Below are 8,200 nucleotides of genomic sequence, written 5' to 3'. Positions count from 1 at the left end.
GGAGCCCCCGACCCCCCCCCCCCCCCCCCCCCCCCGCCCCCGCCCCCCCCCCCCCCCCCCGCCCCGCCCCCCCGCCCGCCCCCCCCCCCCCCCCCCCCCCCCCCCCCCCCCCCCCACTGCGGGGGGCCGGGGTCAGCGGCGGGTGCCGTCGGTGTCCTCGACGTCCAGCTCCACCTGCTCCTTGCGGACCTCTCCGGTGACCGTCTCCTGCTCGGTGACGGTCTGGGTGTCCAGGCGCACGCGCTCGACCGGCACGGCCTCCTTCTCGACGACCGGGCGCTCGGCGTGCAGCACCACCTCGTGCTCCTCCTCGGAGATGGTCGGGCCGTCGAGGGCGTCGCCGACGTTGGCGTCGGTGATGGGCTCGCGCTCGACGCGGATCTCCTCGCGCGACACCGGCACGGTCTGCGAGACGTTCTCCGAGACGACGTACTTGCGCAGCCGGGCGGAACCGGCCTCCACCCGCTGGGTCCCGACGTGCAGCCGCTCCTCCGAGCGGGTCATCGCGTCGTCGGTCGTGGGCCCGGAGGTGTCGTGACCGACGGCCCCGCGGGTGGTGTCGGTGCCGGTGGTGTCGGTGGTGTCGGTGCGGGTGGTGTCGGTCCCGGCGGTGGCCAGGCCGTAGTACCGGTAGAGCTCGGTCTCCTCCGCGGGGGACAGGTGGCCCTCGGCGTCGATGTTCGGGGCGTTCTTCACCTTGTCCTTGGCGTAGGGCACGCGCAGCTCCGTGCCGGAGATGTCGGCGTCGGCCAGAGGCACGAAGGTCTCCTTGGTGCCGAACATCCCGGTGCGGACGGTGGCCCACTCCGGGCGGCCGGTCTCGTCGTCGAGGTAGACCTCGCCGACGGTGCCCAGCTCGCCGTCGGGGCCGACGGCGGTGCTGCCGATGACGTCGCTCAGCTGGTGCTCGGTGATCATGCGCGGAACTCCTGGGGGACGAGGGGGAGGGATGCCCCGGCCCGCCGCATCGCGCGCAGACGGGGACAGCCCCTCCGGTGCCCGTGCATTTACGACGTAAACGCATCCCGCGGCGCGGCTCGCGGTACACCCGGGATCAGGTGCGCGGGTCCCCGCGGCGAGGGGCGCGCCCCTCGGTCAGCACGGTCTCCAGGCGACCGAGCAGGTTCTCCAGCGCCTCCTCGAACTCGGCAGCCGACTCGTCGAGCGACAGCAGGGGCTCGAGGCGGACGACGGTCGGGTAGGCGTCCAGGTCCGTGCCGGCCGCGGCGTCGGGCACCCCCTCGGGCTGGTCCTCCGGGCTGATCTTCACCCCCTTCTGGGACACCTCCAGGAGGAGGTGGCCCAGCAGGAAACTGGAGTACGCCCGGTACGCCGCGACCGCGGCGGCCTCGGTGAAGCCGCTGTCGATCAGGGCGTCGAGGAAGGACTCGACCCAGCGGAGGCTGCGCAGCGGCGGCCGGACCCACGGGGCGGCGGGGGGACGCGTGGCGACCAGGGGGAAGACCTCCGGGTGGGCCAGGGCGATCCGCCGGACCCCGTGCGCCAGCCGCTGCAGGTAGTCCTGCCAGCCGTGGGAGGCGCTCAGGTGCACGTCCGGGTCGCCGTAGAGCTCGTCCACGACCGACTCCACGACCCCGTCGAGCAGCTGCTCGCGGCCGGGCACGTAGCGGTACAGCGCCATGGCCTCCACGCCGAGGTGGGCCCCGAGCCGGCGCATGGTCAGCGCGGCGAGGCCGTTGGCGTCGATGAACTCGATGGCCGCGCCGAGGATGCGGCGCCGGTCGAGCCCGGCGCGGCCGGCGCCGGGTGGAGCGGCCGGCACCGCCGCGGCTGCTCCACCACGGCCTTCGGGGCTGTCGGGGTCGGCGGCCGGGTCCGGCTCGGTCATCGGTCTCTCCCTCGGTCGGTGAGATCTGCCGGTGATCATGCTGGGTGGCGGCCGCACAGCGCCGGGCACCCTGGTGTGAGGCCGACGGAACCCAGCGTTGACGCCGAGGTCCACGAAGGGAAACGCCCGCCCCCGAGGCTGGCTCCCGTGCCCGCCTCCGTGTCTCCCGCCGCCGCGATCGAGGGCATGCGCACCTCCCGTACCACGAACACGCACTGCCCCTACTGCTCCCTGCAGTGCGGCATGGCCGTCACCGCCGGCGACCGCCCGGCCACGCTCGTCCCGCTGGACTTCCCGACGAACCGCGGTGGTCTCTGCTCCAAGGGCTGGTCGTCGACCGAGCTGCTCGACCACCCCGAGCGGCTCACCCGCCCGCTGGTCCGCGCGGTGCCCGGCGACCGCACCAGCCCGCTGGTGGAGTCGAGCTGGGACGAGGCGCTGGACCGGGTGGTCGCCGCGATCGAGCGCACCCAGGGCGAGCACGGGCGCGACGCCGTCGGCTGCTTCGGCGGGGGATCACTGACCAACGAGCAGGCCTACCAGTTCGGCAAGTTCGCCCGGATCGCGCTGCGCACCAGTGCGATCGACTACAACGGCCGGTTCTGCATGTCCTCGGCGGCGGGCGCGGCCAACCGCGCGTTCGGCATCGACCGCGGGCTGCCCTTCCCGCTGTCGGACATCGCCGAGGCCGACGTCGTCGTCCTCGTGGGCAGCAACCCGGCCGACACCATGCCGCCGGCCATGCAGTGGTTCGACGCCGGCCGCGAGCGGGGCGCGCAGCACGTCGTCGTCGACCCCCGGCGGACGGCCACCGCCCGGAACGCCGCCCTGCACCTGCAGCCCCTGCCCGGCACCGACCTGGCGCTGGCCAACGGGCTGCTGCACATCGCGCTCGCCGAGGGGCTGGTCGACGAGGAGTACGTCGCCGCCCGCACCACCGGGTTCGAGGACGTGCGGGCCGGCGTCGGCGCGTACTGGCCCGACCGGGTGGAGCGGCTCACCGGCGTGCCCGTTCCCGACCAGCGGCGCACCGTCTTCGCCCTGGCCCGGGCGGAGAAGGCGATGATCCTCACCGCGCGCGGCGCCGAGCAGCACCGCAACGGCACCGACACCGCCCAGGCGTGGATCAACCTCGCCCTCGCCCTGGGCCTGCCGGGCCGGCCGGGCAGCGGCTGGGGCACCATCACCGGCCAGGGCAACGGGCAGGGCGGCCGCGAGCACGGGCAGAAGGCCGACCAGCTGCCCGGCTACCGCTCGCTCGCCGACCCCGCCGCCCGCGCGCACGTCGCCGCCGTCTGGGGCGTCGACCCCGACGACCTCCCGCAGCCGGGGAGGTCGGCGTTCGAGCTGCTCGACGCGCTCGGCAGCGACGGCGGCGTGCGCACCCTGCTGGTGCTGGCCAGCAACGTCGCGGTCAGCGCGCCCGACGCGCGCCGGGTCATCAGCCGGCTCGGCGACCTGGACTTCCTCGTCGTCAGCGACTTCTTCCTCTCCGAGACCGCCGAGCTGGCCGACGTCGTGCTGCCCAGCGCCATGTGGGCGGAGGAGGCCGGGACGATGACGAACGTCGAGGGCCGGGTGATCCGGCGCCGCCGGGCACTCGACCCGCCCGACGGCGTCCGCGACGACCTCCAGCTGCTCGCCGAGCTGGCCGGCCGCCTCGGGGTCGGCGAGAAGTTCAGCGGCGACCCGGAGACGGTGTTCGAGGAGCTGCGACGCGCGAGCGCCGGGGGAGCGGCCGACTACGCGGGCATCAGCTACCGGCGCATCGACGAGGAGCGCGGCGTCTTCTGGCCCTGCCCCGCCCCGGAGCACCCCGGCACGCCGCGGCTGTTCACCGAGCGGTTCGCCACCCCCGACGGCCGGGCCCGGTTCCTCCGGGTCGAGCACGCCGACGCCCACGAACTCCCCGACGCCGACCACCCCTACGTGCTCACCACCGGCCGGGTCCTGGCCCAGTACCAGTCGGGCACCCAGACCCGCCGCACGCGCAGCCTCCAGCTGGTCGCGCCGAGTCCGCGGGCGGAGCTGCACCCCGACCTCGCCCGCCGGCTCGGCATCGCGCAGGACGACGTCGTGGAGCTCACCACCCGCCGCGGCCGCGCGCGGTTCCACGCCCAGGTCACCGACACGATCCGGCCGGACGTCGTCTTCGTGCCGTTCCACTGGGCCGGCGCGAACGCCCTCACCGACGCCGGTGCGCTCGACCCGGCGTCGAAGATGCCGCCCTTCAAGGTCTGCGCGGTCGCCGTCGCCCGCGTCGCCGGTCCCGAGGAGCAGATCCCGCCCCCGCCCGCGGCCACCCAGCCCCGACCGGCCGGCCACCGGCCCGCCCCCGCGCCCGTTCCGCACCCGCCGTCCCGCTCGACGACGTCCCGCTCCGCGACGATCAGGAGAACCCCCGTGAAGAGCACCCCCCGCTTCCTGCAAGGCGTCTTCCCGATCACCGGTGAGGGGCTGGCCAAGCCCGGCCCCGTCGACCCGGCGCTGCGCTACACCGTGCCCCCCGGATGCAGCGCCCAGGCCCTGTACTTCCGCGGCGGGAACGCGACCACCGAGCTGGTCTACGTGCTGCTGGTGCGCGACGGCGAGCCGATGCGCTGGTTCCCGATCGGGGCGAAGGCCGACACCCACGTGCCGCTGCGCGTCGTCGAGGACCTGGTGGGCGGCTCCGTCGTCGAGCTGCACGCGGCGGCCCCCGAGGGCGTCACGGGCGAGATCGTGGTCGACCTGGGACTGGTGGAGGTCTGAGATGACGACGATCCTGGGCGCGCGCCTCACCGCCGCCACGACGCTGCACCTGGACGACGACCCCGATCCCCGCGGCCGGCTGGTCGTGGTGGGCAACGGCATGGCCGGTGCCCGCTTCGTCGAGGAGGTGCTCGAGCGCGGCGGCGGCGAGCAGTTCCGCATCACCGTCTTCGGCGACGAGCCGCACGGCAACTACAACCGGATCATGCTCTCGCCGGTGCTGGCCGGGGAGTCGCACGAGGACGACATCGTCCTCAACTCCCACGACTGGTACGCCGACAACGGCGTCGACCTGCGCGCCGGCGTCCGGGTCGAGCGGATCGACACCGCGGCCAAGCAGGTGCACGCCGCCGACGGCAGCGTCACGCCCTACGACCACCTGGTCCTGGCCACCGGCAGCTACTCCTTCATCCCTCCGATGGCCGGCGTGCGGACCGACGACGGCGCCCTGCTGCCCGGCGTGTACGGCTTCCGCACCATCGACGAGACCCGGGCCATGCTCGAGGCCACCGGCCGCTGCCGGCGCGCCGTGGTCATGGGCGGCGGGCTGCTGGGCCTCGAGGCGGCGCGGGCGCTGCAGGGCCACGGTCTGCAGGTCGAGCTCGTGCACGCCATGCCGTGGCTGATGAACGCCCAGCTCGACGCCGAGGCCGGCGCGATCCTCAAGAAGAGCGTCGAGTCCCTCGGCATCACCGTGCACCTCGACGTCCTGGCCACCGAGGTGCTCGGGAACGGGCACGTGGAGGGGGTGCTGCTGAAGGACGGCCGGCGGCTGGACTGCGACCTGCTCGTGGTCGCCGCGGGCGTGCGGCCGCACGCCGACATCGCGCTGCGCTCCGGGCTGGAGGTGGAGCGCGGCATCGTCGTCGACGACCAGCTGCGCACCGACGACCCCGATGTCTACGCCATCGGCGAGTGCGCCCAGCACCGCGGTGAGGTCTACGGTCTCGTCGCGCCGGCCTGGGAGCACGCGAAGGTGCTGGCCGACGTGCTCACCGGCACGGACCCCGGCGCCGAGTACCACGGCAGCCGGACCGCCACGAAGCTCAAGGTCGCCGGCGTCGACGTCGCCGTGATGGGGATCAGCACCCCCGAGCGGGACGACGACGAGTTCCTGGTCATCTCCGAGCCCAAGCGTGGCGTGCACCTGTCGGTGGTGATCCGCGACGACAAGCTGGTCGGCGCGACGCTGCTGGGTGACACCCGCAAGGTCGCCTTCCTCACCCAGGCGTTCGACCGGGGCGCCCCGCTGCCGGAGGAGCGGATCCGGTTGCTGGTCGACCTCTCCGACGGGGCGGAGGAGGTGGGCGTCGCCGACATGCCGCACGACAGCCAGGTGTGCAACTGCAACGGCGTCACCAAGGGCGACATCTGCGGTGCGGTCAGCGGTGGCTGCGGCAGCGTCGGCGAGGTCATGGACCGCACCCGCGCCGGCAAGGGCTGCGGCTCGTGCAAGTCGCTGGTGAAGCAGATCGTCGAGTGGGCCGCCGACGGCGATCTCGCCGAGGACCCCGCGGCGTCCTGGTACGTGCCGGGCGTCCCCATGCCCAAGCCCGAGCTGATGCGGGCCATCCGGGAGCACGACCTGCGGAGCGTGTCCGCGGTCTTCGCGACGCTCGCGCCCGGCGGGAAGGAGGACGCGAAGTCGAAGATGGGGCTCACCTCGCTGCTGAAGATGATCTGGGGCCACGACTTCGTCCCCGAGAAGGACGGCGAGTTCATCAACGACCGGGTGCACGCCAACATCCAGCGCGACGGCACCTTCTCGGTCGTCCCGCAGATGAAGGGCGGGGTCACCACACCTGCGCAGCTGCGCAAGATCGCCGACGTCGCCGAGAAGTACGAGGTGCCCATGGTCAAGGTGACCGGCGGCCAGCGGATCGACCTGCTCGGTGTCCGCAAGGAGGACCTGCCGGCGATGTGGGCCGACCTGGGCATGCCCAGCGGCTACGCGTACGGCAAGAGCTTCCGCACGGTCAAGACGTGCGTGGGCAGCGACTTCTGCCGCTTCGGGCTCGGCGACTCGACGCAACTGGGGATCGACCTGGAGACGCGATTCCAGGGCATCGAGAGCCCGGCGAAGATGAAGCTCGCCGTCGTCGGGTGCCCGCGGAACTGCGCCGAGGCCTACGTGAAGGACGTCGGGGTCGTGGCCATCGGCAACGGGAAGTGGGAGGTCTACGTCGGCGGCGCCGCCGGGGCCACCATCCGCAAGGGCGACCTGCTGGCCACGGTCGGCTCCCCGGAGGAGGTCATCACCCTGGCCGGGCGCTTCATGCAGTACTACCGGGAGAACGCCAACTGGCTCGAGCGGACCTACGACTTCGTGCCGAGGATCGGGCTGGAGAAGATCAAGGCCGTGCTGCTCGAGGACAGCGAGGGAATCGTCGCCGACCTCGACGCGAACATGCAGAAGTCGGTCGACGCCTACACCGATCCCTGGGGGCAGGACGGCAGGGAACCGGCCACGCCCGGGCAGTTCCGCCCGTCGCTCCCGCTGATCCCGCTGCCGAAGGTGCCGGTCCGATGAGCCTGAGCAGCCCCGCCGCCGCCCGGCTCGACCACACGCGCGAGCCGGCCCGCCCGACCACGCCCGGCACGGAAACCGGCAGCCCTGCCACGGGCGTCAGCACGCCCGGGCCGGCCGCGCCGATCCAGGGTCGCGAGCACGTGGTGGGCCGGGTGGCCGACATCCCGTTCGGCGAAGGCCGGGCGTTCGTCGCCGGCGGTGTGCAGGTGGCGGTCTTCCGGCTGCGCGACGGCTCGCTGCACGCCACCCAGGCGGCCTGCCCGCACGCCGGCGGACCGCTCGCCGACGGGCAGACCGACGTCGACGTGCTGGTCTGCCCGCTGCACCTGTTCGCCTACCGCTGGGACGACGGCGCCTCGACGTCGGGAGCCGCACCGATCCGCGTCCACCCCGTGCGCGAGCAGGACGGCAACGTGGTCGTCACCGTGTGAGCTCAGCGGACGCCGCAGGGCGGGCGCGGACGTGCATGCGCTCGCCCTGGGGGCCGAAGAGGGTGAGCGCCTCGGCCGGCTCGGGGAACGGGTTGGAGAAGGCGTGCGGTACGCGGGTGTCGAACTCGACGACCTCCCCGGGCTCCAGCACGAAGTCGCGGGGGCCGAGCCGCAGCCTGATGCGTCCGGAGAGCACGTAGAGCCACTCGTAGCCGTCGTGCACCTCCTGCTCGGTGTTGTCGGCCTGCCAGCGCGGCGGCATGACCTGCTTGTAGGCCTGCAGCCCACCGGTCTGCCGGGTCAACGGCACCATCGTCGCGCCCGCGTGCTGGATGGGGCGCCCGTGCACCCGCGGATCGGCCGGGGCCGGCACGTCCACCAGGGCGTCGAGGGCCACGCCGTACGCGCGCGCCAGGGGGAGCAGCAGCTCCAGGGTGGGCCGGCGGCCGCCCGACTCCAGCCGCGACAGCGTGCTCACCGAGATGCCGGTGTCCTCGGCGACCTCGGCCAGCGTCCGGCCGTGCTCGCTGCGCAGCGCGCGCAGCCGTGGGCCCACGTTCTGCAGCACGTCGTCGTCCGTCATGGCGTGCAGTTTGCCATTGTAGCAAGCTTCGTTGCCACAGGGACTCACTCCGGTCC

The 8,200-nt window shown here is 73.8% G+C and carries 6 protein-coding genes; 3 read left to right on the top strand and 3 right to left on the bottom strand.

What is annotated here, in order from left to right; translation table 11 throughout:
• Positions 1 to 132: 132 nt before the first annotated feature.
• Together ACI8AP_RS19650 and ACI8AP_RS19645 are read right to left on the bottom strand one after the other, a co-directional pair.
• On the bottom strand, positions 133 to 918 hold the full coding sequence (locus ACI8AP_RS19650) for a DUF2382 domain-containing protein (RefSeq protein ID WP_456591056.1): 786 nt from the start codon (positions 916 to 918) through the stop codon (positions 133 to 135).
• Between the two features lie 136 nt (positions 919 to 1,054).
• Entirely contained in the window at positions 1,055 to 1,849 is a 795-nt protein-coding gene (locus tag ACI8AP_RS19645) for a TetR/AcrR family transcriptional regulator (protein ID WP_456591055.1), read from the bottom strand.
• A gap of 147 nt (positions 1,850 to 1,996) precedes the next feature.
• Here ACI8AP_RS19645 and ACI8AP_RS19640 point away from each other — a divergent pair, with 147 nt between their 5' ends.
• From ACI8AP_RS19640 to ACI8AP_RS19630, 3 genes are read left to right on the top strand one after another with little or no spacing between them, the layout of a single operon-like run.
• Complete coding sequence (locus tag ACI8AP_RS19640) at positions 1,997 to 4,600, top strand: molybdopterin oxidoreductase family protein (RefSeq protein ID WP_456591054.1); 2,604 nt, start codon at positions 1,997 to 1,999, stop codon at positions 4,598 to 4,600.
• 1 nt (position 4,601) lies between these two features.
• Positions 4,602 to 7,130 (top strand): nitrite reductase large subunit NirB, encoded by a 2,529-nt coding sequence (nirB, locus tag ACI8AP_RS19635; protein ID WP_456591053.1) that lies wholly within the window; start codon positions 4,602 to 4,604, stop codon positions 7,128 to 7,130.
• Positions 7,127 to 7,561, top strand: a complete 435-nt coding sequence (locus ACI8AP_RS19630) for a Rieske (2Fe-2S) protein (protein ID WP_456591052.1) — start codon at positions 7,127 to 7,129, stop codon at positions 7,559 to 7,561. The genes nirB and ACI8AP_RS19630 overlap by 4 nt, the downstream gene beginning before the upstream one ends.
• On the opposite strand, the gene ACI8AP_RS19625 is transcribed toward ACI8AP_RS19630, so the two are convergent.
• Positions 7,551 to 8,144, bottom strand: a complete 594-nt coding sequence (locus ACI8AP_RS19625) for a helix-turn-helix domain-containing protein (RefSeq protein ID WP_456591051.1) — start codon at positions 8,142 to 8,144, stop codon at positions 7,551 to 7,553. The genes ACI8AP_RS19630 and ACI8AP_RS19625 overlap by 11 nt on opposite strands.
• Positions 8,145 to 8,200 lie beyond the last annotated feature (56 nt).

Source organism: Blastococcus sp. SYSU DS1021 (assembly GCF_054050995.1).
This window is presented reverse-complemented; position numbering and strand designations above follow the sequence as displayed.